General features: G+C 71.6%; 22 protein-coding genes and 1 pseudogene. 10 read left to right on the top strand and 13 right to left on the bottom strand.

Annotation, left to right across the window (positions count from 1 at the left end; translation table 11 throughout):
• Window positions 1–129 precede the first annotated feature (129 nt).
• Together AB0M30_RS44410 and AB0M30_RS44415 are read left to right on the top strand one after the other, a co-directional pair.
• Window positions 130–1,821: pseudogene (locus AB0M30_RS44410) on the top strand (glycoside hydrolase family 92 protein); the annotation flags it as partial.
• Window positions 1,818–3,902 carry an FUSC family protein gene (locus AB0M30_RS44415; RefSeq protein WP_364597847.1) on the top strand — a complete coding sequence of 695 codons (2,085 nt, stop codon included), beginning with the start codon at window positions 1,818–1,820 and terminating at the stop codon, window positions 3,900–3,902. The pseudogene AB0M30_RS44410 and the gene AB0M30_RS44415, both read left to right, overlap by 4 nt.
• Before the next feature lie 66 nt (window positions 3,903–3,968).
• On the opposite strand, the gene AB0M30_RS44420 is transcribed toward AB0M30_RS44415, so the two are convergent.
• Complete coding sequence (locus AB0M30_RS44420) at window positions 3,969–4,598, bottom strand: DUF4360 domain-containing protein (RefSeq protein WP_364597850.1); 630 nt, start codon at window positions 4,596–4,598, stop codon at window positions 3,969–3,971.
• 492 nt (window positions 4,599–5,090) lie between these two features.
• On the opposite strand from AB0M30_RS44420, the gene AB0M30_RS44425 reads away from it, so the two are divergent.
• Entirely contained in the window at window positions 5,091–5,354 is a 264-nt protein-coding gene (locus tag AB0M30_RS44425) for a hypothetical protein (protein WP_364597754.1), read from the top strand.
• 189 nt (window positions 5,355–5,543) lie between these two features.
• Here the strand turns inward: AB0M30_RS44425 and AB0M30_RS44430 are convergent, their stop codons facing one another.
• From AB0M30_RS44430 to AB0M30_RS44440, 3 genes are read right to left on the bottom strand one after another with little or no spacing between them, the layout of a single operon-like run.
• On the bottom strand, window positions 5,544–6,395 hold the full coding sequence (locus AB0M30_RS44430; protein ID WP_364597757.1) for a TIGR03560 family F420-dependent LLM class oxidoreductase: 852 nt from the start codon (window positions 6,393–6,395) through the stop codon (window positions 5,544–5,546).
• A gap of 2 nt (window positions 6,396–6,397) precedes the next feature.
• Window positions 6,398–6,763: a VOC family protein gene (locus tag AB0M30_RS44435; protein WP_364597760.1), complete on the bottom strand. Its 366-nt coding sequence runs from the start codon at window positions 6,761–6,763 to the stop codon at window positions 6,398–6,400.
• On the bottom strand, window positions 6,760–7,158 hold the full coding sequence (locus tag AB0M30_RS44440; RefSeq protein WP_364597763.1) for a nuclear transport factor 2 family protein: 399 nt from the start codon (window positions 7,156–7,158) through the stop codon (window positions 6,760–6,762). The genes AB0M30_RS44435 and AB0M30_RS44440 overlap by 4 nt, the downstream gene beginning before the upstream one ends.
• A gap of 94 nt (window positions 7,159–7,252) precedes the next feature.
• Here AB0M30_RS44440 and AB0M30_RS44445 point away from each other — a divergent pair, with 94 nt between their 5' ends.
• The 3 genes from AB0M30_RS44445 (at window position 7,253) to AB0M30_RS44455 (ending at window position 9,532) form a co-directional block, all read left to right on the top strand.
• Window positions 7,253–7,684, top strand: a complete 432-nt coding sequence (locus tag AB0M30_RS44445) for a MarR family winged helix-turn-helix transcriptional regulator (protein ID WP_364597766.1) — start codon at window positions 7,253–7,255, stop codon at window positions 7,682–7,684.
• A gap of 139 nt (window positions 7,685–7,823) precedes the next feature.
• Window positions 7,824–8,810, top strand: coding sequence for a malate dehydrogenase (locus AB0M30_RS44450; protein ID WP_364597769.1), 987 nt, complete (start codon window positions 7,824–7,826; stop codon window positions 8,808–8,810).
• A 122-nt stretch (window positions 8,811–8,932) separates the two neighbouring features.
• Window positions 8,933–9,532 carry an ATP-dependent Clp protease proteolytic subunit gene (locus AB0M30_RS44455; RefSeq protein WP_364597772.1) on the top strand — a complete coding sequence of 200 codons (600 nt, stop codon included), beginning with the start codon at window positions 8,933–8,935 and terminating at the stop codon, window positions 9,530–9,532.
• A 90-nt stretch (window positions 9,533–9,622) separates the two neighbouring features.
• Here the strand turns inward: AB0M30_RS44455 and AB0M30_RS44460 are convergent, their stop codons facing one another.
• The 4 genes from AB0M30_RS44460 to AB0M30_RS44475 form a co-directional block, all read right to left on the bottom strand.
• On the bottom strand, window positions 9,623–11,677 hold the full coding sequence (locus AB0M30_RS44460; RefSeq protein ID WP_364597775.1) for a M3 family metallopeptidase: 2,055 nt from the start codon (window positions 11,675–11,677) through the stop codon (window positions 9,623–9,625).
• 93 nt (window positions 11,678–11,770) lie between these two features.
• Window positions 11,771–12,478 carry a histidine phosphatase family protein gene (locus AB0M30_RS44465; protein ID WP_364597778.1) on the bottom strand — a complete coding sequence of 236 codons (708 nt, stop codon included), beginning with the start codon at window positions 12,476–12,478 and terminating at the stop codon, window positions 11,771–11,773.
• Between the two features lie 50 nt (window positions 12,479–12,528).
• Complete coding sequence (locus AB0M30_RS44470; RefSeq protein ID WP_364597781.1) at window positions 12,529–13,371, bottom strand: undecaprenyl-diphosphate phosphatase; 843 nt, start codon at window positions 13,369–13,371, stop codon at window positions 12,529–12,531.
• A gap of 1 nt (window position 13,372) precedes the next feature.
• Window positions 13,373–14,410, bottom strand: a complete 1,038-nt coding sequence (locus tag AB0M30_RS44475) for an LLM class F420-dependent oxidoreductase (RefSeq protein ID WP_364597784.1) — start codon at window positions 14,408–14,410, stop codon at window positions 13,373–13,375.
• 86 nt (window positions 14,411–14,496) lie between these two features.
• Between AB0M30_RS44475 and AB0M30_RS44480 the strand changes: the two genes are divergently transcribed.
• From AB0M30_RS44480 to AB0M30_RS44490, 3 genes are all read left to right on the top strand, one after another.
• Window positions 14,497–15,465, top strand: a complete 969-nt coding sequence (locus AB0M30_RS44480; protein ID WP_199191350.1) for an aldo/keto reductase — start codon at window positions 14,497–14,499, stop codon at window positions 15,463–15,465.
• A 98-nt stretch (window positions 15,466–15,563) separates the two neighbouring features.
• On the top strand, window positions 15,564–16,577 hold the full coding sequence (locus AB0M30_RS44485; RefSeq protein ID WP_364597853.1) for a hypothetical protein: 1,014 nt from the start codon (window positions 15,564–15,566) through the stop codon (window positions 16,575–16,577).
• Window positions 16,574–16,798: a DUF5703 family protein gene (locus AB0M30_RS44490; RefSeq protein WP_004561940.1), complete on the top strand. Its 225-nt coding sequence runs from the start codon at window positions 16,574–16,576 to the stop codon at window positions 16,796–16,798. Before AB0M30_RS44485 ends, AB0M30_RS44490 begins: the two co-directional genes overlap by 4 nt.
• Here the strand turns inward: AB0M30_RS44490 and AB0M30_RS44495 are convergent.
• From AB0M30_RS44495 to AB0M30_RS44505, 3 genes are read right to left on the bottom strand one after another with little or no spacing between them, the layout of a single operon-like run.
• Window positions 16,795–17,532 carry an SRPBCC domain-containing protein gene (locus tag AB0M30_RS44495; RefSeq protein ID WP_364597788.1) on the bottom strand — a complete coding sequence of 246 codons (738 nt, stop codon included), beginning with the start codon at window positions 17,530–17,532 and terminating at the stop codon, window positions 16,795–16,797. The two genes, AB0M30_RS44490 and AB0M30_RS44495, sit on opposite strands and share 4 nt — an antisense overlap.
• A gap of 1 nt (window position 17,533) precedes the next feature.
• Complete coding sequence (locus AB0M30_RS44500) at window positions 17,534–18,121, bottom strand: helix-turn-helix domain-containing protein (RefSeq protein ID WP_364597791.1); 588 nt, start codon at window positions 18,119–18,121, stop codon at window positions 17,534–17,536.
• Between the two features lie 32 nt (window positions 18,122–18,153).
• A complete protein-coding gene (locus tag AB0M30_RS44505) occupies window positions 18,154–18,543 on the bottom strand; it encodes a MerR family transcriptional regulator (RefSeq protein WP_364597794.1) in 390 nt (129 codons plus the stop codon).
• 28 nt (window positions 18,544–18,571) lie between these two features.
• Here AB0M30_RS44505 and AB0M30_RS44510 point away from each other — a divergent pair, with 28 nt between their 5' ends.
• Window positions 18,572–19,261 carry a methyltransferase domain-containing protein gene (locus tag AB0M30_RS44510; RefSeq protein WP_364597797.1) on the top strand — a complete coding sequence of 230 codons (690 nt, stop codon included), beginning with the start codon at window positions 18,572–18,574 and terminating at the stop codon, window positions 19,259–19,261.
• 2 nt (window positions 19,262–19,263) lie between these two features.
• Here AB0M30_RS44510 and AB0M30_RS44515 read toward each other — a convergent pair whose 3' ends face one another.
• Together AB0M30_RS44515 and AB0M30_RS44520 are read right to left on the bottom strand one after the other, a co-directional pair.
• On the bottom strand, window positions 19,264–20,145 hold the full coding sequence (locus AB0M30_RS44515) for an alpha/beta hydrolase (RefSeq protein ID WP_364597800.1): 882 nt from the start codon (window positions 20,143–20,145) through the stop codon (window positions 19,264–19,266).
• Window positions 20,145–21,467, bottom strand: coding sequence for a M20/M25/M40 family metallo-hydrolase (locus tag AB0M30_RS44520; RefSeq protein ID WP_364597803.1), 1,323 nt, complete (start codon window positions 21,465–21,467; stop codon window positions 20,145–20,147). The genes AB0M30_RS44515 and AB0M30_RS44520 overlap by 1 nt, the downstream gene beginning before the upstream one ends.
• Window positions 21,468–21,480: the final 13 nt, after the last annotated feature.

Genomic DNA, 21,480 nt, shown 5'->3' on the forward strand with positions numbered 1-21,480 from the left:
CGCCCCACGCTTACCCCCGCCAACCCCGGCTTGTACCCCACCCCCACCCCCCCCCCCCCCACCCCCCCCCCCGGCCCCCCCCCCCCCCCCCGGGGGGGGCGGGGGGGGGGCCCCCCCCCCCCCGGCCCCACCGGCGCGAAGGTCGTCGACGGCGAGCTGTACGTCAACAACGGCTTCTGGGACACCTACCGCACCACCTGGCCCGCCTACGCGCTGCTCGCGCCGGACCGCTGCGGCCGGCTGATCGACGGCTTCGTCCAGCAGTACCGCGAAGGCGGCTGGATCGCCCGCTGGTCCTCCCCCGGCTACGCGGACCTGATGACCGGCACCAGCTCGGACGTGGCGTTCGCCGATGCCTACCTCAAGGGCGTCCGCGACTTCGACGTCGAGGCCGCCTTCGACGCCGGGCTGAAGAACGCCACCGTCAGCCCGCCGCGCCGCGCGGTCGGCCGCAAGGGCCTCGAAGAGTCGATCTTCCTCCGCTACACCCCGGCGTCGGTCCGCGAAGGACTGTCCTGGGCGCTGGAGGGGTGCATCAACGACTTCGGCCTGGCCAACCTCGCCGAGGCGCTGTCGCGGGAAAGCGACGGGCCGCGAGCCCGGATGTACGCCGACTACGCCGCCTACTTCCGGGAACGCGCGAAGGACTACGTCCACCACTTCGACCCGGCGATCGGGTTCTTCCAGGGCCGCCACCGCGACGGCCGGCGCAAGTTCGCCCCCGAGGGCTACGACCCGGCCGCCTGGAGCGGCGACTTCGTCGAGACCAACGCCTGGAACACCGCCTTCACCGCACCGCACGACGGCCCCGGCCTCGCCGCCCTCCACGGTGGCACCGAGGGGCTCGAAGCCAAGCTGGACACCTTCTTCGCCACTCCGGAGACCGGCCGCCGTCCCGGCGCGTACGGCGGCCTCATCCACGAGATGACCGAAGCCCGCGACGTCCGGATGGGCCAGTACGGCCACTCCAACCAGCCCTCGCACCACATCCCCTACGTCTACAACCTCGCCGGCGCGCCCGCGAAGACCCAAGCCGTCGTGCGGGAGGTGCTGCGGCGGCTCTACCTCGGCAGCGACCTCGGCCAGGGCTACCCCGGCGACGAGGACAACGGCGAGATGTCCGCCTGGTACGTCTTCAGCGCCCTCGGCTTCTACCCCCTCGCCGTCGGCAGCCCGCGCTACGCGATCGGTTCGCCCCTGTTCGAGAAGGCGACCGTGCACCTGGGCGAGGGCAGGAAGCTGGTCGTCCACGCCCCCGGTAACACCGATGAGACCGTCTACGTCCGCGGGCTCACCGTCGACGGCGCACCGCACGACGCCACCTCGATCGGCCACGCCACCCTCGCCGCCGGCGCCGAACTCGTCTTCGACCTGACGACCGAACCCACCGGCTGGGGCGCCCCGCCGCCACCCGCCGAGCACCCGGCCCCCGTCACCGACCTCACCGGCACCGCCACCAGTTCCGACGGCACCAAGACCGGCGCGCTCTTCGACGACACCACCCGCACCCAGGTCACCTTCTCGAGCGCCACCCCGGCGATCGAGTTCACCGTCACCGGCGAACCCCGCGAAGTCACCCTGTACACGCTGACGTCCGGAGATCGCCGCGGCGACCCGAGCGCATGGGTGCTGGAAGGCTCCGACGACGGCGTCGGCTGGACCACCTTGGACGAACGCGACGGCGAACTGTTCCGCTGGCGCCGCCAGACCCGCCCGTTCGCCCTCGCCACCCCGGCCGCGCACGCCCGCTACCGGCTGCGGATCACCGCCACCCGCGGCCACCGCGCCACCCTCGCCCAATGGGAGCTCCTCGCCCGATGAACCACCTCCGCACCGCCGCCCTCGACCGGCTCGTGGCGGCCGACCCCGGCCTGGTCCGGTTGCGGCTGGCCGGCTCCGCCGTGCTCGGCATCGTGCTCGCCGTGGCCGCGCTGCTGCCCGCGCACGTCCCGCTCACCGTCACCCTCGTCGGCGCCATCGCCGCGATGATGACGGCGTTCACCGTCAACGACCCCACCCCGGGCGGCCAGGCCGTCACCCTCGTCCTGGCCTTCCTCACCGGGGCCGCGTCGATCACCGTCGCCAGCCTCGGCTCGGCGCTGCCGCCGACCGACAGCATCGTGTTCGTCCTGCTGATCTTCGTCGCGGTCTACGCCCAGCGCTTCGGCGCCCGCGGCACCGCGCTCGGCTCGATCGCCTTCTTCCTGTTCTTCTTCCCGATGTTCCTGCAAGCCCACGTCACGCAGGTCCCGCAGCTGCTGATGGCGCTCGGCGTCGGCGTCCTCGCCAACGCCGTCGTCCGGTTCGTCCTGCTGCGGCGCAACGCCGCGGCCGAATTCCTCCGCGTGCGCCGCGCCTTCCGCGCCCGCCTCGGCGCCGTCGTCCGCGCCGCCGAGGCCCACCTCGCGGTCAACGGCAGCGAACGCACCCGCAAGCAACTCCGCTCGGCACTGGCGCGGCTGCACGAATGCGTCCTGCTCATCGAAGACGCCGCCCCCGACGTCCTCGACGACCGCGCCGCCGACCGGCTGCGCCGCCGCGCCATCGAAGTCGAGCTCGCGGTGCAGTGGCTGGCCATCACCGTCCAGCGCACCTGCTCCGGCGAACTCACCGTCGAGGTCCGCGACGACCTCATCGCCCGCCTCGCCCGCTTCCGCGCCCTCATGGAACGCGACCCGCGCGAGCTCCCGCTGATCAGCCAGACCGGCGAATACAGCCGCATGCTCGTCGAAGGCAGCCGCATCGACGAACACGCCGCTCCCGGCGACGGCGTCCGCAAAGCACTGGCCGAGCTGGCCCTCGCCGACGACCGGGCCCAGCGCGCCGCCGCCCCGGAAACCACCGCGGACCCGCTCGAGGACGAGGACGAGGAACCGGAACCCCGGCTCGCCTACGACAACCGGACCCGCAGCGCCATCCAGGCCGTCGTCGGCGGCGGGCTGGCCGTGGTCGGCGGCGAACTCGTCTCCCACCAGCGCTGGTACTGGGCCGTGCTCACCGTCTTCGTCGTGTTCATCGGCGCCTCCAGCGCCGGCGCCACCTTCGTCAAGGGCGTCCGCCGCCTCGGCGGCACCCTGATCGGCATCGTCGGCGGCGTCCTGCTGGCGTCGCTGGTCGGCGGCAACACCGCCGCCACCCTCGGCCTCATCCTCGTGTGCGTGTTCGGGATGGTCTACACCGCCCGGGTCTCCCAGGTGGTGATGGCCTTCTTCGTCACGAGCATGCTCGGCCTGCTCTACAGCCTGCTCGGCACGTTCAGCCTCGAAGTGCTCTGGATCCGCGTCGCCGAGACCGCCGTCGGCGCCACCGCCGGCATCCTCGCCGCGGTCGTCATCGTCCCGGTCCGCACCCGCTCGGTCATGCTCGACGACATCGCCACGGTGCTCGACGACCTCGAAGAGTTCCTCGAGCACACCCGCGGCCTGCTGGCCGGCGAGGAGAACGTCGACATCATCGACCTCTCCCGCGACCTCGACCGCAGCGTCGAGAAGGTCCGCACCACCATCGAACCGCTGACCCACCCGGTGAACCTCCGCAGCGCCCGCCGCGACTACGGCTGGCACGTGCTGACCACCCTGGAAACCATCGCCTTCCGCGCCCGCCACGTCGCCGCACGCGCCCAGCCCGGCCAGCTCGCCGGCCCCGACGCCGACCGGCTCCGGCAGTTCACCGGCCGGCTGCTGGCCAACATCGACGTCCTCCGCAAAGCGCTGAGCGCCCCGGGTGGCCCCACACCCGGCACGCTCGTGCGCGACGACGGCACCCCCGTCTCCGACCGCGTCGAAGCGGCCGAAACCCGCGCCGTCCTCTCCAGCCTCAGCCACCTCGACGAGGCCCTCGTCTCCCTCGGCCGCGTCTTCGACGTCGAAGCCACCGATCCCCGGGCCCCGGCGAAGCCCTGACCACACCGGGGCGGCGCAGCTTTCCCGCCGCGCCGCCCCTCTCCACCTCCGGTCACCCGGAGCCGATCACGGGCAGGTCAGCCACGCGAAGTGGTAGGTGGTGGTGATGCTGCCGTCGGTCGAGTCCATCGTGACGTAGCTCGTCGTCTTCTTCGGATCCGACGTCCCGGCCGCGGACCGCAATTCCGTGTTGATGTTGAGGTTGCGTTCCTCGCCACACGGCTTGAACGCGATCGCGCCCACCTCCGTGGAATCGGTGAAATGCCAGTCGTCCTCGAAAGGCCCGGTCAGCGGGTGCTGAACGTACGCCGTCGGAGAATTGCCCTGGAAATAGTAGTTCGCTCTTTCCAGGCCCGTCGCACCACGTTCCAGGTGCGCGAATCCGCGGTAGTCGGCCTGCGCGATTCCGTAGGTGAACCCCTGCGGCACGTGCACCCGCAGGCCGATCTGGCAGTTCTTCCGGGCGTCCAGCGGCCCGGCGCCGACCCCGACCAACGCCGTGTACGCGCTGTAGGTCACGGTGAACGCCGTATTGTCCTGCGAGACGGCCACCGCGGACGTACCGGTCGGACAGCCGGTGCCGATGGCGTTGACGACGTCGATGACGATTTTGTCGGGCGGCGGAGGGGTGTTCCACGAATGCGGGGTGACCACTGAGGACAGCGCCATTACGGCAGCAACGACCGCAGACAGCATCGGAATCCTTCCCAATACATTCAAATTGGGGACGGGGGCGCGGACCATGGTATCGAAAGGATCATGGAAGCAAACCCCGCTGAACGGAGCAACGCTGCACGGCTCGTCCCACCAAGCGACATTGCTCACGTTTCGACAATTTTCGCAAAGCCCATTCCGGCCGCCGCGAATAAATGCACGGAGAAAACGATTTCGCACCCCCGCTCCCCCGGCCGCCGCCCGCGATCACCCACGTGACGTCCGGCTCGGCCGATCAACGCCGCCGCCCGCTCCGGCGTTTCGACGCCCGCCACCGGCCACGGACCGGATGATCCGGGCGATCGACGACTTGATCAGGCCGCACGCCGGGAGTTCGGCCACCGCGATCTTGAAATTCGCCCGACTGGGCCGATTGGGGACATTTCGATCGAATCTCCCAACGTCGAGCCCTCAGACGCCATGCTGGTGATGTCGGACCGCAGGGGGCGGTCCGGCGTTTCGAGGGGAGAATCGATGCATCGTGTGAAATCCGCGGTGGCCACCGCGTTCACCGGAGCTCTGGTGATGTTCGGATTGGTGCTGGCGCCGCCAACGGCGTCAGCGGGGACCTCTTCACAGCAGTCGTGGGAGCTGTACCTGCTGCGGACCTACAGCGACGCCGGCTTGCGCGCCTGCCACATCGACGGCCAGAGCCACGCCGACGGGTCCACGGGCTACTACTGCGCGCGCACCGAGTGGAGGGGTGGGGTGTACTGGGGTGAGTACATCGGCCCCTGATCGCACGCCCTGAAGCCGGTTGCGGTCCAGTCGCATGATTTGACCGTTGTTGCTACCGGTTCCCAGCCTCGCCGGGAACCGGTAGCAACAACTCTGCCGGCCGGCAGCGCCGTCCACGAGCACATTCCCGCCCGGCGCCACGAATCGCCACCCACGATCGAGCGGTGCGCGCTCCGGCCGCCGCCCGGCTCAGCCGACCAGGGCTGCCGCGCGCCCCAGCGTCTCGACCCCCGCCACCGGCCACGGACCGGCCGTGATCACCACCGCGTGGTCGATGCCCCACCCGGCGAACTCCTCGCACCGCCGCGCGAACGACTCCGCCGGCTCGCCGGGAGCCAGCCGGGTGCTGATCGTCTTCTCGATGTCGGCGTACGGCCGCCCCGCCTCTTCGCAGTGCCGCGCCAGGACGGCGAGCTTGTCGCGCACCGTCCGCCCGCCGTCCGGGATGTCGAACACGTTGCACGCGTCGGCGTACCGGGCGACCAGCCGCAGCGTCCGACGTTCACCCGCGCCGCCGATGAGGATCGGCGGCCGCCGCACCGGCCGCGGACTCCCGATCAGGCGCTCGAGCCGGTAGTGCTCGCCTTCGAACGGCGACTCGTCACCCGCCCACATCCGCAGCGCCAGCCGCACCGTCTCCTCCACCCGCGCCAGCCGCTCGCCCGCCGGCGGGAACGGCAGGCCCATCGCCCGCGCCTCGCCGTCGTGGTGCCCGGCACCGATGCCGAACCGGGCCCGCCCACCGGACAGCACGTCCAGCGTGGTGACGGCCTTGACCAGCAGCGCTGGCGGCCGGAACGTCACGGCCGACACCATCGTTCCCAGCCCGATCCGGGCGGTCCGCCCGGCGAGGAAACCCAGCGTCGTGTACGCCTCCAGCATGGGCGAGTCCGCGGTGCTGTGCGGGTCGGCCTGCAGCAGGTGGTCGGCGACCCACACCGTGTCCAGCCCGGCATCCTCGGCCGCCACCGCGACCGCGGTGAGCTCCTCGGTCGGCTTGTCCGGCCACGAGAAGTCCGTGACCCCGATGCTCAAGCGCACGGCTACCCCCTCGTCAGCAGTTCCAGGTTGTGACCGTCGGGATCCTCGAAGTAGATCCCGCGGCCGCCGTTCAGACCGTTGACCTCACCGGGCCGTTCGTGGAACGGGTCCGCCCAATAGCCGACGCCGGCGGCTTCGATCCGCGCCATCGCCGCGTCGAAGTCGTCTTCGCCGACCAGGAACGCGTAGTGCTGGCTCGTGACGCGCTCCACCTGCAGGTAGTCCAGCGTGACGCCGTTCGCCAGCCGGACCGGCACGAAGGGCCCGGCGACCGGATCGGTCCGCAGGCCCAGGATCCCGGCCAGGAACTCCGCCGACTTCTCGCGATCGGTGGCGCACACGATCGTGTGGTTCAGCTCGACGCTCATCGCCGGTCACCGCCGGGGACGAACGGCGCACCGATCGGGCTCAGGTGGATCCCCGCCAGCCGCCAGCGGTCGTCCTCGCGGACCAGCACGTGCGTGGCGCGGAAGCGGCCGTTCACCGGGTTCCCCCGGTGCGTGGCGACCTGCTCGTGCACGCCGATCGCGATCGCGGTGCCACCGAAGTCGCGGACCTCGACCTCGGTCCACCCCAGCTTCTCGGTGACCAGCTCGCCGCCGTCGTAGCGCGCCAGCCACTGGTCCCGGTCCAGCACGAACCCCAGCGGCCCGACCAGGCGGAACCCGTCGGTGGCCAACGCGGCCAGTGCCACGGTGTCGCCGCGTTCCTCCGCCGCGGCCCACACCCGGCCGAGCTCGCGGACCTGCTCTTCGGTGCTCATCGCGTTCCCCTTCCGTTCGATGCCTCAACGTTAGAAGTCTAACCATTAGATGTCAAACGCTTAGACTTCTCGGCATCTGCGCTAGGGTTCCGCCGTGCCCAAACCCGCCACCGCCCCCATCGGCGTCGTCCTCGCCCGCACCGCCAAAACCGCCGCCCGCGCCTTCGACCACGCCCTCGCCGCCGCCGGCGGCTCCCAGCCCATCTGGCAGATCCTCATCTCCCTCAAAACCACCCCCGTCGCCAACCAGCGCGAACTCGCCGACGCCGTCGGCATCCAAGGCGCCACCCTCACCCACCACCTCAACGGCATGGAAACCGCCGGCCTCGTCACCCGCCGCCGCGACCCCGAAAACCGCCGCGTCCACCTGGTGACGCTCACCGCCGAGGGCGAACAGCTCTTCCTCCGGCTCGCCTCAGCGGCGATCGCCCACGACGAACGCATGCGAACAGGCCTCACCGACACCGAGATCGCCCAGCTCGCCGACCTCCTCCACCGCCTCGCCGCCAACGTCACCGACAGCTGAAAAGCGAGCTGTGCCAACCGGGGCTCCGCCACCTGAAAAGCGATCCTCACAACAGTGACTGGACGCACCCGACCGGCAACGCCCAGGAGGGATAGGCTCCACAGCACTAGCCAAAGTCGTCTCAAGCTGGAGAACCGCAATGACCCAAGCCCCAGTCAACGTGACCGTCACCGGCGCCGCCGGCCAGATCGGCTACGCGCTGCTCTTCCGCATCGCGTCCGGTCAGCTCCTCGGCCAGGACGTCCCGGTGAAGCTGCGGCTCCTCGAGATCCCGCAGGCGGTCAAGGCGGCCGAGGGCACCGCGATGGAACTCGAAGACGGCGCGTTCCCGCTGCTGGCCGGCACCGACATCTTCGACGACCCCAAGCAGGCCTTCGAAGGCACCAACATCGCCCTCCTCGTCGGCGCCCGCCCCCGCAGCAAGGGCATGGAGCGCGGCGACCTCCTCGAAGCCAACGGCGGCATCTTCAAGCCCCAGGGCGAAGCCATCAACGCCGGCGCCGCCGACGACATCAAGGTCCTCGTCGTCGGCAACCCCGCCAACACCAACGCCCTCATCGCCCGCTCGCACGCCCCCGACGTGCCCGCCGAGCGCTTCACCGCGATGACCCGCCTCGACCACAACCGCGCCCTCGCCCAGCTCGCCAAGAAGCTCGGCGTCCCGGTGACCGAACTCCAGAAGGTCGCCATCTGGGGCAACCACTCCGCCACCCAGTACCCCTCGGTCCAGCACGCCGAATTCGGCGGCAAGAGCATCGCCGACGCCGTCGACCAGGCCTGGCTGGAGAACGACTTCATCCCCACCGTCGCCAAGCGCGGCGCGGCGATCATCGAAGCCCGCGGCCTCTCCTCCGCCGCCTCCGCCGCCTCGGCCGCCATCGACCACGTCCACACCTGGGTCAACGGCACCCCGGCCGGCGACTGGACCTCCGCCGCCGTCGCCTCCGACGGCTCCTACGGCGTCCCCGAGGGCCTCATCTCGTCCTTCCCGGTCACCGCCGAGAACGGCCGGTACAAGATCGTCCAGGGCCTCGAGATCGACGACTTCTCCCGCGCCCGCATCGACGCCTCCGTCGCGGAACTCGTCGAGGAACGCGACACCGTGGCCAAGCTCGGCCTCATCTGAGCCCACCCACCACGAAGGGCCGCCGTCCACTGCGGACGGCGGCCCTTTCGCGTCCGGCGAACACCGCACGCCCACAGCGAAACCGGCCCCGCACCCCGGGCTCCGCACCCTAACGTCGGCCCATGACCCTTCTCGCCGTACCCGACATGCAGGCACCCACCACCCCGTCACCCGACGACACGGTCTACCAGCAGCTCCTGCGCGACCGCATCGTCTTCCTCGGCTCCGAGGTCAACGACGAAGTGGCCAACCGGATCGTCGCCCAGCTGCTCCTGCTCGCCGCCGACGACCCGGCGAAGGACATCACCTTCTACATCAACTCACCCGGCGGCTCGGTCACCGCGGGCATGGCCATCTACGACACCATGCAGCTCGTCCAGCCCGACGTCGCCACCTACGGCCTCGGGTTCGTCGCCTCCATGGGCCAGTTCCTGCTCTCCTCCGGCACGCCGGGGAAGCGCTACCTCCTGCCCAACACGCGGATCGTCATGCACCAGCCGTCGGCCGGGATCGGCGGGGCCGCCACCGACATCGCCATCCAGGCCGAGGTCTTCGGCAGGATGAAGCGCCGCATCGCGGAGATCACGGCGACGCAGACCGGCCAAACCGTCGAGCGCATCACCGTGGATGCCGACCGCGACCGCTGGTTCGATGCCGACGAAGCTCTCTCCTACGGCTTCGTCGACCACATCGTCGCGGGCGCGCGAGCCGTCACGGCCTGACTCGCCCCGTCTCTGCTTTGTTTTTGAGTATGGCGGCGGGGTTGGTTTTCCAGCCAGCCCCGCCGTATAGGTCGTTATACAGGAGAGAGATCAGACTCCGCCGAGGCCTCGGCGGCTCAGGAGCGGCTCGATCTCGGGGTCGCGGCCTCGGAAGGCGCGGAACGCGTCCATGGGGTCGATGCTGCCACCCCGGCCGAGGAGGGTGCGGCGGAAGTGGTCGCCGTTCTCGCGGGTCAGTCCCCCGTTTTCGCGGAACCACTGGACGGTGTCGGCGTCGAGGACTTCGCTCCAGATGTAGGAGTAGTACCCGGCGCTGTAGCCGCCGCTGAAGATGTGGGCGAAGTAGGTGGTGCGGTAGCGCGGCGGGATCGCGTCGACGGCCACGCCGGCTTTCACGAGTGCCTCGGCCTCGAACGACTGCACCTCCCCCACCTGGTCGTCGACGCCGAGTCCGTGCCACGCCTGGTCGAGCAGGGAGGCCGCGAGGTACTCGGTGGTGGAGAACCCTTCGCCGTACTGCTGGGCGGCGAGCAGCTTCTCGACCTGCTCCTGCGGGAGGGCCTCCCCCGTCTCGTGGTGCTTCGCGTAGTGGGCCAGGACTTCCGGCCACAGCATCCACATCTCGTTGACCTGGGAGGGGTATTCGACGAAGTCGCGGGGCACGTTGGTGCCGGAGAAGGTCGGGTAGCGGACCGCGGAGACCAGCGCGTGGAGGGCGTGGCCGAACTCGTGGAACGCGGTGACGACCTCGTCGAAGGTGAGCAGGGTCGGCTCCCCCGCCGGCGGCTTGTTCACGTTGAGGACGTTGACCACGACGGTTTTGCGGCCGAGCAGCTCGGACTGGTCGACGAAGGTGTTCATCCAGGCGCCGCCGCGCTTGGCGTCGCGGGTGTACAGGTCGAGCAGGTACAGGCCGAGCGGGGTGCCGTCGGCGTCGAAGACCTCGAAGGTCCGGACCTCCGGGTGGTACTTGGGCAGGTCGTCCCGCTCGGTGAAGGTCAGGCCGTACAGCTGGGTCGCGGCGTGGAAGACACCGTCGAGGTACACGCGGTCGGCCTCGAAGTACGGGCGGAGTGCTTCGGTGTCGACCTCGAAGCGCTCGCGGCGGACCTGGGCGGCGTAGAACGGCCAGTCCGACGGCCGCAGTTTCGCGCCGGGCACATCGGCTTCCAGCAGCTGCTGGAGTTCGGCGGCTTCGGCGCGGGCGTTCGCGACCGCCGCGGGTGCCAGCCGCTCCAGCAGCCCCGCCGCGGCTTCGGCCGTCTTCGCCGTCTCGTCCGCGATGACGTACGCGGCGTGGTCCGGGTAGCCGAGCAGCACGGCCCGTTCCGCGCGCAGGCGGACGATTTCGGCGACGACCGCGTTGTTGTCGCAGGCGTTGCCGCGGTTGCCCCGCGCCATCGACGCGGTGTGGATGCGCTCGCGAACGTCGCGGTTGCGCAGGGTTTCCAGCGGCGACGCCTGGCTCGTGGGCAGGCTCAGCGTGAGCACGTACTTGCCGTCCTCGCCGCGCGCGGACGCCGCTTCGGCCGCCGTGGCGATCGCGCCTTCACCGAAGCCGTCGAGCTCGGCGCGGTCGGCGATGACGACGGCCAGCTCGTTGGTGTCCTTGAGCAGGTTCTGCTGGAACTTCGTCTGCAGGGTGGAGAGCTGCTCGTTGAGCTCGCGCAGCCGGGCCTGCTCGGCCTCGCCCAGCCCGGCCCCGGCCCGGCTGAAGTCGGTGTGCCGCCGTTCCAGCAGCCGCAGCGACTCTTCGTCGAGGCCGAGCTCGTCGCGGCGGGTGTGGAGCGCGTCGATCCGGGCGAACAGCTGCGGGTTCAGGTGGATCGCGTCGTGGTGGGCAGCCAGCTTCGGGGCGAACTCCGCCTGGATGGCCTGGATCTCGTCGGTGCTGTTGGAGCCGGACAGGTTGTAGAACACGCTCGCCACGCGGCCCAGCAGTTCACCGGCGTGCTCGAGGGCCACGATGGTGTTCTCGAACGTCGGCTCGGCGTCCTGCGCCGCGATCTGCTCGATCTCCGCCGCGTGCTCGGCCAGCCCGGCCTCGAACGCGGGCCGGTAGTGCTCGTCGGAAATCCGGTCGAAGGGCGGCAGGGCGTAGGGCAGCTCGCTGGGTGCGGCGAACGGATTGTCCGGCGAAATCATCGGGGAGGCTCCTGGTCGGGGACGAACACTCGGTCCCGCCACCCTACGGGGTCCCCCGGTACCGATGTCAGCGCTTTCCGGAGGTGGCCGGGGTCACCGGCCCGTGGTACCGCCCACCACGGCATCGCTGCTCGACGCGGCTTTCTTGCCCCGTTTCGGCTTCGGTTCCGGCGGCACGATGCCGCGCAGGTCGCCGCTGTGGTCGTTGACCCGCATGACGAACGGCCGCGTCTCGGTGTAGCGCACGACCGAGATCGACGCGGGGTCGACGACGATCCGCTGGAAGGCGTCGAGGTGCTGGCCGAGCGCATCGGCCAGGATGGCCTTGATCACGTCGCCGTGGCTGCACAGCAGCCAGACCGCGTGGTCGCCGTGCTCGGCGGCGATCCGCCGGTCGTGGGCGCGGACGGCGGCCACCGACCGCGCCTGCATCTGGGCGAGGCCCTCACCGCCGGGGAACACCGCCGCGGAGGGGTGCGCCTGCACGACCCGCCAGAGCGGCTCCTTCGCGAGGTGCTTGAGCTCCTTGCCGGTCCAGTCGCCGTAGTCCACTTCGGACAGCCCGGGCTCGACGGTCTTCTCGAGGTCCCGGGCGGCCGCGAGCGGGCCGACCGTCTGCTTGCAGCGCAGCAGGGGCGAAACGACGAGCCCGGCCAGCGGCACCCCGCCGAGGCGTTCGACGAGCTTCTCCGCCTGGGCACGTCCGGTGTCGTCGAGGTTGACCTTCGGAGACCGCCCGGCCAGGATGCCGGCGCCGTTGGCGGTGGACTTGCCGTGCCGGAGCAGAATGACCGTACTCACGGGACCCACCCTACGTGGGGACCGATCACGCGGTCCCCACGCGGGCGGCCTCAGTGCCCGACGGGCCCCGCGTTCGGGTCCAGGACTCCGCTGAAGATCAGCACGTACAGCAGCACGCCGAGCACCAGCCGGTAGACCACGAACGGCACGAAGCTGCGCTTCTTGATGTAGGCCATCAGCCAGGCGATCACGAGGTACCCGACGCCGAAGGCGACCAGCGTGGCCAGGATCGTCGGGCCCCACTGGGCCGGCACGTCGCCCGAGCCGATGTCCTTGAGCTTGTACACGCCCGAGCCGAACACCGCCGGCAGCGCCAGCAGGAACGAGTACTCCGCCGCCTCCGCCCGCGTGTAGCCCAGCAGCAGGCCCGCGCTCGTCGTGCCGCCGGAGCGGGACACACCCGGGATGAGGGCCAGCGCCTGCGCGAAGCCGAAGCCCAGGCCGTGCGGCACGGTCAGGTCGTCCAGCGTGCGGTTCTGCTTCCCGATCCGGTCGGCGATCAGCAGGATCACGCCGAACACGATCAGCACGGTCGCGGTGATCCGCAGGTCGCGGAACGCGCTGTCGATCTGGTCCTGCAGCAGCAGCCCGAGCACCACGATCGGCAGCGAGCCGACGATGATCAGCCAGCCCAGCCGGGCGTCCGGGTCACGGCGCCACTCCGCCTTGTACAGCGAAAAGAACCAGGCCCGCAGGATCTTCCCGATCTTCGGCCCGAAGTAGATGATCACCGCCAGCTCGGTGCCGATCTGGGTGACCGCGGTGAACGCCGCGCCCGGGTCGTCCCAGCCCGCCAGCGCCGCGACGATCCGCAGGTGCGCGCTCGACGAGATCGGCAGGAACTCCGTCAGGCCCTGGACCAGGCCCAGGACGAGTGCTTCGAACCACCCCACGTCAGGCCACCCCCGCCAGCTCGAGCGCCTCGGCGGCGGTGCGCAGGGCCTCGGCCGGCTCCGGCGTGTAGGGCGACATCGACAGGGTCGTCACGCCGGCTTCGGCGTATTCCGTCATCTTCTCCGCGATCCGTTCCTTCGGACCCAGCAGCGACGTCGCGTCGAGGAACTCCGGCGGCACCGCCGCCATCGCCCCGGCCCGGTCGCCCGCCAGGTACTTCTCCTGCACTTCGGCGGCCTCGACCGCGAATCCCATCCGGCACGCCAGCCGGTTGTAGAAGTTCTTCTCCTTGCTCCCCATCCCGCCGAGGTACAGCGCCGCGTAGCCGCGCACGGCGTCCGCGCAGGTCCGCCAGTCGTCACCGGGCACCAGCGGCACCGACGGGACGACGTCGAAGCCGTCCAAGGTGCGGCCGGCCCGCTCGGCGCCGGCGCGGACATGGGCCAGCTGCTCCCCCGCGTGCGCCGGCGAGAAGAACACCGGCAGCCAGCCGTCGGCGATCTCCCCGGCCAGCTCCAGGTTCTTCGGGCCGATCGCGGCCAGGTAGAGCGGGATGTGCTTGCGGGCCGGGCGGACGGTCAGCCGCAGGGCCTTCCCCGGCCCGTCCGGGAGCGGCAGCGTGAAGTGCTCGCCCTCGAACCTCAGGCGCTCCCGCCGCAGCGCCGTCCGCACGATCCCGGCGTACTCCCGGGTGCGGCCCACCGGCGAGGTGAAGCGGACACCGTGCCAGCCCTCGGACACCTGCGGGCCGGACACGCCGAGGCCGAGCCGGAACCGGCCGCCCGAGAGCGTGTCGAGGGTCGCGGCGGTCATCGCCGTCATCGCCGGGGTGCGGGCCGGGATCTGCAGCACGGCGGCCCCGACGTCGATCCGCGACGTCTGCGCCGCGATCCACGACAGCACGGTCACCGCGTCCGAGCCGTAGGCCTCCGCGGCCCACACGACCGCGTACCCGAGGTCCTCCGCGTGTTTCGCCAGGGCCAGGTTCGCGGGGTCGTTCCCCGAGCCCCAGTAGCCGAGATTCAGTCCGAGTCGCACGGGGCCAGACCCTAACGGGGGCCATGATCGCGACACGACTCACCTTGGTCTCCTCCGGACGGGGCAGCCCACTAGGCTCGGCGGTCGTGGAAAAGCGACTGCTCGGCCGCTCGGGACTGCGCGTCTCCCGTATGGCGCTCGGCACCATGACCTGGGGTGGCGACACGGACGCGGAGGAGGCGGCCAGCCAGCTGGTCGCCTTCGTCGACGCCGGCGGCACCCTGGTGGACACGGCCGACATCTACGGCGAGGGCGAGAGCGAGCGGGTGCTCGGCTCGCTGCTCGGCGACCTCGTGCCCCGCGACGACGTCGTCCTGGCCACGAAGGCGGTCGCCCGGCGCGACGACGGCCCGTTCGGCGGCGGCGCCTCGCGCGGCGCGCTGCTCACCGCGCTCGACGGCTCGCTCAAGCGGCTCGGCACCGACCACATCGACCTGTGGCAGCTGCACGCCTGGGACGACTGCGCGCCGCTCGCCGAGACGCTGGCCGCCCTCGAGTACGCCGTGACCAGCGGGAAGGTCCGTTACGTCGGCGTCTCGAACTACGCGGGCTGGCAGCTGGCCACCGCCGCCGCGGGCGCCTCGGCGCTCGCGCCGATCGTCTCCACCCAGGTCGAGTACTCGCTGCTGGAACGCGGCGTGGATCGCGAGGTCGTGCCCGCGGCCGCGCACCACGGCATCGGGCTGCTGCCGTGGGCGCCGCTCGGCCGAGGTGTGCTGACCGGCAAGTACCGCACCGGCACGCCCGCCGACTCGCGCGGCGCGAACAGCGCCTACGCCGGCTACGTCGAGCACCACCGCACCGACCGCGCCGCCCGGATCGTGCAGGCCGTCGCGACCGCCGCCGACGGGCTCGGCACGTCCCCGCTCGCGGTGGCCCTGGCCTGGGTCCGCGACCGGCCCGGCGTGGTCGCCCCGGTCGTCGGCGCGCGCGACACCGGCCAGCTCACCGGCTCGCTGACGGCGGAGGGCATCACTCTCCCGCCCGCCATCCGGTCCGCGCTCGACGACGTCAGCGCGATCGAGGTCGGCTACCCCGAACGCTGGCCGCGGTGAGCGCCAGATGTCTGTTCGGTGACACGCACGTGACGACACGGGGATCAAGGAGCATGCTGGTGAAGACCGCCCGCCGAGGGACAACTGGAGGCCGCAACGTGCGTCGGCTCGCCGCCGTGTCGTGGATCGCGCTCCCGCTCGCCGGTGCCCTCGTGCTCTCGGGCTGTTCGTCGGTCAAGTCGACCTCCGACGACCTGCAGATCGTGGCGAACCCGACCGCCGCCCGCCCGGCCGTCTCCCCGGCCGTGACCGTGAAACCCGCCGGTCAGGTGCTCGGGACGGGCGCGGTGTCGGCCGTCGCCGTGGACGCGACGACCTCGACCCTCGTCGTCGCGGTTTCCTCGCCGCCGGCCTTGCAGCTGTACGACCTGAACGCGCTCGCGTCACCCCCGGTGAATATGCCGTTATACGGCAAGGTCTCGCGGCTGACGGTGGCGCCGGGGCGGGTCGAGATCGCCGAGCCCGATCAGGGTGTGGTGCAGCAGCTGACGTTGCCGGACCGGAAGCTGACCGAGACGAAGACGGGCGGGCAGCCGGCGTCGAGCATCGCCTTCGGGGCGGATCGGCTGGTCGCGATGGGGGCGGGCAAGGACATCCGGGTGCTGCCGGCGGCGGGTCCGGCGCGGACGATCGGCGGGCAGCTCTACAGCGCCGACGACGTGGTCGACACCGGGAACGGCGTGGTGGTGCTGGACCGGCTGCGGACGGCGGTGTTCTCGGTCGACGTGGCGGGCGGGAAGGTCGACGAGGGCCTGCGGGCGGGCGATGGCGCCGCGAACGCCGTGGCGGACTCCTACGGGCGGGTGCTGGTGACCGACGCGCGGGCGGGGGCGCTGCTGGCGTTCTCGGCGGGCCCGCTGATCCTGAAGCAGCGGTTCCCGGTGCCGGGCGGGGCGTACGGGATCGCGTACGACGCGACGCGCAGCCTGGCGTGGGTGACGCTCACCGAACGCAATGAAGTGGCCGGCTTCGACGTCCGCGGGGGCGAGCCCGTGGAGAAGTACCGGTTCCCCACCGTGCGCCAGCCGGACTCGGTCGGGGTGGACGAGAAGAGCGGCCGGGTGATCGTCGGCTCGGCCGCCGGAGAAGGGACCCAGGTGATCCAGCCATGACAGCGGTCAGCGAGGCGGTGGTCGAAGGGGATTGGGAGTATCGCCGTCTGCACCTCCCCCCGGGTGTGTCCCGGCGTGCGGCGGCGATCCAGCTCTCCATCCACGCGGAGTTCGCGGGCTGGGAACTGCGCACCGTGCGGCTCTACGCCGACGGGACGCGCCGGGTCTGGCTGCGCCGCAAGAAGACGGCCCAGAGCCTGCCCGGCGCCCTGCCGACCTAGCCGGACACCCGGTTCAGCCACTCGCCCCAGGCCTTCTCCTCGGTGCCGGGGTCGGTGCCCGGCGTGAAGACGTGGTGGGAGGCGACCATCGGCCCGTGGAAGCCGCGCAGGAAGCGGTACATCGCTTCCCCGGTGCGTACGCCGACGGCCTGGTCGTTCACGAGGTAGACGACGCCCTCCCGGCCGCCCGGCTCGATCCGGACGCGGTCGCCTTCGGCTGGGCGCGCCGGCAGGCCGAGGGCCGTGCCCAGCCGCGCCCACGCCTGATTCCAGTCCCCCACCGGCGGGCCGAACGCCGTCACCGGCACCGCCGTGCGGCCGGTGAAGTGCGTGACGTACTCGACCAGGGTGCGGAAGAACAGCGCGCCGCCCGCGGTCATCGCCTCGAACTCGTCCTCCCAGTCGTCGCCGGGCAGGAAACCGCTGGTGACGCACCGGATCACCGAGCTGCCGCCGGCCCGGCCCTCGACGAGGAACTCGTAGGCGATCCGCCGTCCGTCCGGCGCGGTCGCGCTGCCGTAGGCGAGCTTGGCGGGCGGCTCCCACTCGCGGATCCGGTACTCCGGCTCGTACTCGCCGAAGGCGCCGCGGACCGTGCCGCCGGTGCCGCCGTCGACCTCGTTGCGGCCCATGAACCACGAGTCGATGCCGGGACCGGTCGCGATGGCGGCCCACACCTGCTCGGGCGTGGCGCCGACCTCGGCGGTGTCGGTCAGTTCGAATTCGGGCCCCACCTCAGGACTCCTCCGGGACGCTCGGGTGCACGGCGACGACCACCCGGTGAGGGCGGCCCTTCTCGGCCGTCTCGTCGTGGTACTTGCCCACCAGCGTCGTGACCGCGGTCGTGAGCTCCTCGGCGAACGCGGCCCGGTCGGCGGCGGAGGCGAACCGCACCTCGCCGTCGAGCGCGAAGGTCGCGACGCGCTGCTGGGCCTTCGCCGCGCCGGTGATCAGCAGGCCGACGTCACGCACCAGGCGGCCGGCGACGGCGAGCAGCCACCGCGCCGAGAGCCGGTCGGGTGAGCGGGCCGGGTCCGGCTGGACCGCGGCCAGCGCCGTCGGCGAGATGACGTACGAGGCCGCCGTCGCCCGCATCATCCGCTCGGTGACGTTGCCCTTGCGGCGTTCCTCGACCAGCTCCACCAGGCCGTGCTTTTCCAGCGCCCGCAAGTGGTAGTTGACCTTCTGGCGCGGCAGGCCGACGCGGGTGGAGAGCATCGTCGCCGACGCCGGCTCGGCCAGTTCGGCCAGCAGCCGGGCGCGGACCGGGTCCAGCGACACTTCGGCCGCCGCCGCGTCTTCGATCACCGCCACGGGAAACATGGGCCCAGCATCCCGGCCGAACAGAGAAGTTGTCAAGAACTCGCTTCTTGTCGGTCGAGCCGTTCGGCCAGCAGCCCCTGGAAATTCGGGCACGTCATCAGGTCGTCGTGCGGGCAGTCGCCGTCCAGGAGCTCGAGCGCGGCCTGCGCCCGGGCGATCCGGGTCCGCAGCCGCTCACGCTGCCGGGCCGCCATCGCCGCGCGGTCGGCCGCGGACCGCGCGGTCAGCATCGTCCGGATGTCCGCGAGCTCGAACCCGGCTTCCTTCGCGACCAGGATCGCGGCCACTCGCTGCAGATCCGCCTCGGCGTAGCGACGCCGTGGCCCGACCCGGGCCGGGGCCAGCAGCCCTTCCGCCTCCCAGTAGCGCAGCACGTGAGCGGGCAGCCCGAACCGGGCCGCCACTTCGCCGATTGACTTCATCCCGGCATTAAGTCGCAGGATGGGCGCCATGTCCACGTTGCTCACGCTCCTCGACGCTCTCGACGACCGCCCGCAAGCCGTCGACCTGCGGGAACGCACCTACCGAGGCCTCGGCGACGTCGTGGTCGACGTCGGCTGCGGCGGCGGCCGGGCCGTCGGCGAGCTGGCCGCACACGGGGTGCGGGCCATCGGCGTCGACGCCGACCCGGCCATGATCGAAACGGCCGCCGCCCGCTGGCCCGCCGGCGAGTTCCACGTCGCCGACGCCGCCGCGCTGCCCCTCGGCGACCGCTCGGTCACCGGCTACCGCGCCGACAAGGTCCTGCACGTCCTGCCCGAACCCGCGCTCGCCGTCGCCGAGGCCCGTCGCGTCCTGGCCCCGGGCGGCCGCGCGGTGCTCACCGGCCAGGACTGGGACACGATCGTGATCGACTCCGACGATCCCGCGCGCACCCGGTCGATCGTCCACACGCGCGCGGACGGCATGCCCCACCCCCGGATCGCGCGGCGGTACCGGAACCTCTTGCTGGACAACGGGTTCACCGACGTCACCGTCGAGGTCCACGCGCTCGTGTGGACCGACGCCGGGGCGTTGCCGGTGCTCGCCAACCTCGGCGGCGACGGCGCCTGGCTGGCCGAGCAGGCCGCCCGGGCCCGCGACGACCGGCTGTTCGTCGCCGTGCCGATCTTCCTCGCCGCGGGCACCCGCGCCGGGTGAACTCAGCTCCGCAGGCTCGCGTTGACCAGCGCGACGATCCGCGGCAGCACCTGGGCCGCGGCCTCCAGCGGCACGACGTGCCCGACGCCGGGCAACACCACGGCGGTGCCGTTGCCGAGGCCGCGGGCCCACTGCTCCACATCGGACGCACGGACGATCCGGTCCCGCTCCCCCACGATCGCCGTCACCGGCAGGTCGGCGACCTGGGCCAACGCCGCTTCGCGGGCGTAGGCGTCCATGGCCGGGCGGAACACGGACACGGTGTGGGGCCAGTTGCCGCGGATCATCTTCACGGTCAGTTCGACCAGGTCCGGGTCCGGGTCGTCGCCGAACAGCCACCAGCGCAGCCCCGCGCTGACCGCCCGGCTGGTGTGCTCCCGCACGACGCCGAACAGCTTCGAGCCGAGCACCGCCTCGAGGTCGCGGGCCAGCTTCCCCAGCGCGTTCGGCCAGGTCGCCGACACCTCCGCGGCGAGCGTGCCCGACGACGTCGCCAGCAGCACCAGCCCCGCCACCCGTGCGGCGAACAGGTCCGGGTGCCGCTGCGACAGCGACATGACGGCCAGGCCGCCCATGTCGTGGCCGACCAGCACGACCCGGCCCTCGGGGACCTCGCGCGCCAGCAGCTCGGCGAGGTCGTCGCCGAGCTGCGCCATGGTCGCCGTCCCGCGGCGCGCCCGCCCCGAGCCGCCGTGGCCGCGCTGGTCGTAGGTCAGCACGGCCACCGGGCCGCCGGCGGCGTCCGGCACCAGCGGCGCGATCCGGCCCCAGCTGCGCTGGTCGAGCGCGTAGCCGTGGACGAACACGACGGTCACCGGCGCGGCCGGGTCGCCCCTGCGGATCACCTGCAGGGGCGTGCCGTCGGCGAGCGCGAACCCGGTCATCAGGACGTGCGCAGGAACCGGTCCAGCACGCGGGTGCCGAACTTCAGCGCCTCGACCGGGACCCGCTCGTCGACGCCGTGGAACAGCGCCGAGAAGTCGAGGTCCGCGGGCAGCTTGAGCGGCGCGAAGCCGAAGTTGCGGATGCCCAGCTCCTGGAACGACTTCGCGTCGGTGCCGCCGGACAGCATGTACGGCAGCGTCTTCGCGCCCGGGTCTTCGGCCAGCACCGCGGCGGTCATGGCGTCCACGAGCGCGCCGTCGAAGGTCGTCTCGACCGGCGGGAGCTCCATCCACTCCTTCTCGATGTCCGGGCCGAGCAGCTCGTCGAGCTCGCGGTCGAAGGCCTCCAGGCGGCCCGGCAGGATCCGGCAGTCGACCGCGGCCTCGGCGACCGACGGGATGACGTTCGACTTGTACCCGGCGGTGAGCATGGTCGGGTTGGCCGTGTCGCGCAGGGTCGCGCCGATCATCCGGGAGATGTTACCCAGCTTGGCGACCGAACCCTCCAGGTCGTCCTCGGGGAAGTCCCAGCCGGTGATCTCGGTGACGCCGGCGAGGAACTCCTTCACCGAGTCGGTGAGCACGAGCGGGAAGCGGTGGTTGCCGAGCTTCGCCACGGCTTCGGCCAGCTTCGTCACCGCGTTGTCGCGGTGGATCATCGAACCGTGCCCGGCGGTGCCGCGCACGCGCAGCTTCATCCAGCGGATGCCCTTCTCCGCCGTCTCGATGAGGTACGCCCGGACGTCGTCCTTGAGCGTGATGGAGAAGCCGCCGACCTCGCTGATCGCCTCGGTGACACCCTCGAACAGCTCGGGCCGGTTCTCGACCAGCCACTGGGCGCCGTACTTGCCCCCGGCCTCCTCGTCGGCCAGGAAGGCGAAGACCAGGTCCCGCGGCGGCACGACGTTGTTCAGCTTGTAGTGCCGGGCCAGCGCGAGCGCCATCCCGCACATGTCCTTCATGTCGACCGCACCGCGGCCCCAGACGTAGTCGTCCTGGACCGCGCCGGAGAAGGGGTGCACCGACCACTCCGAGGCGTCGGCGGGCACGGCGTCGAGGTGGCCGTGGATGAGCAGCCCACCCCGGGACCGGTCGGCGCCTTCGAGCCGGACGATCACGTTGTGCCGGTTCTTCCCGCCCGACTCGACGTAGGTGATCTCGTAGCCGGCGTCGGTCAGCTTCTCCGCCACGTACTCCGCCGCCACCCGCTCGCCGACCAGCGTGTCGGGATCGCCGGTGTTGGTCGTGTCGATGCGGATGAGCTCACTGGTCAGCGTCACGGCCTCGGCCGCGGCGGCTTCGATCAGGTTCGGTTCGGTCACCGGCCATTCCTAT

It is taken from the genome of Amycolatopsis sp. NPDC051716 (genome assembly GCF_040681595.1).
Taxonomy (GTDB): domain Bacteria; phylum Actinomycetota; class Actinomycetes; order Mycobacteriales; family Pseudonocardiaceae; genus Amycolatopsis.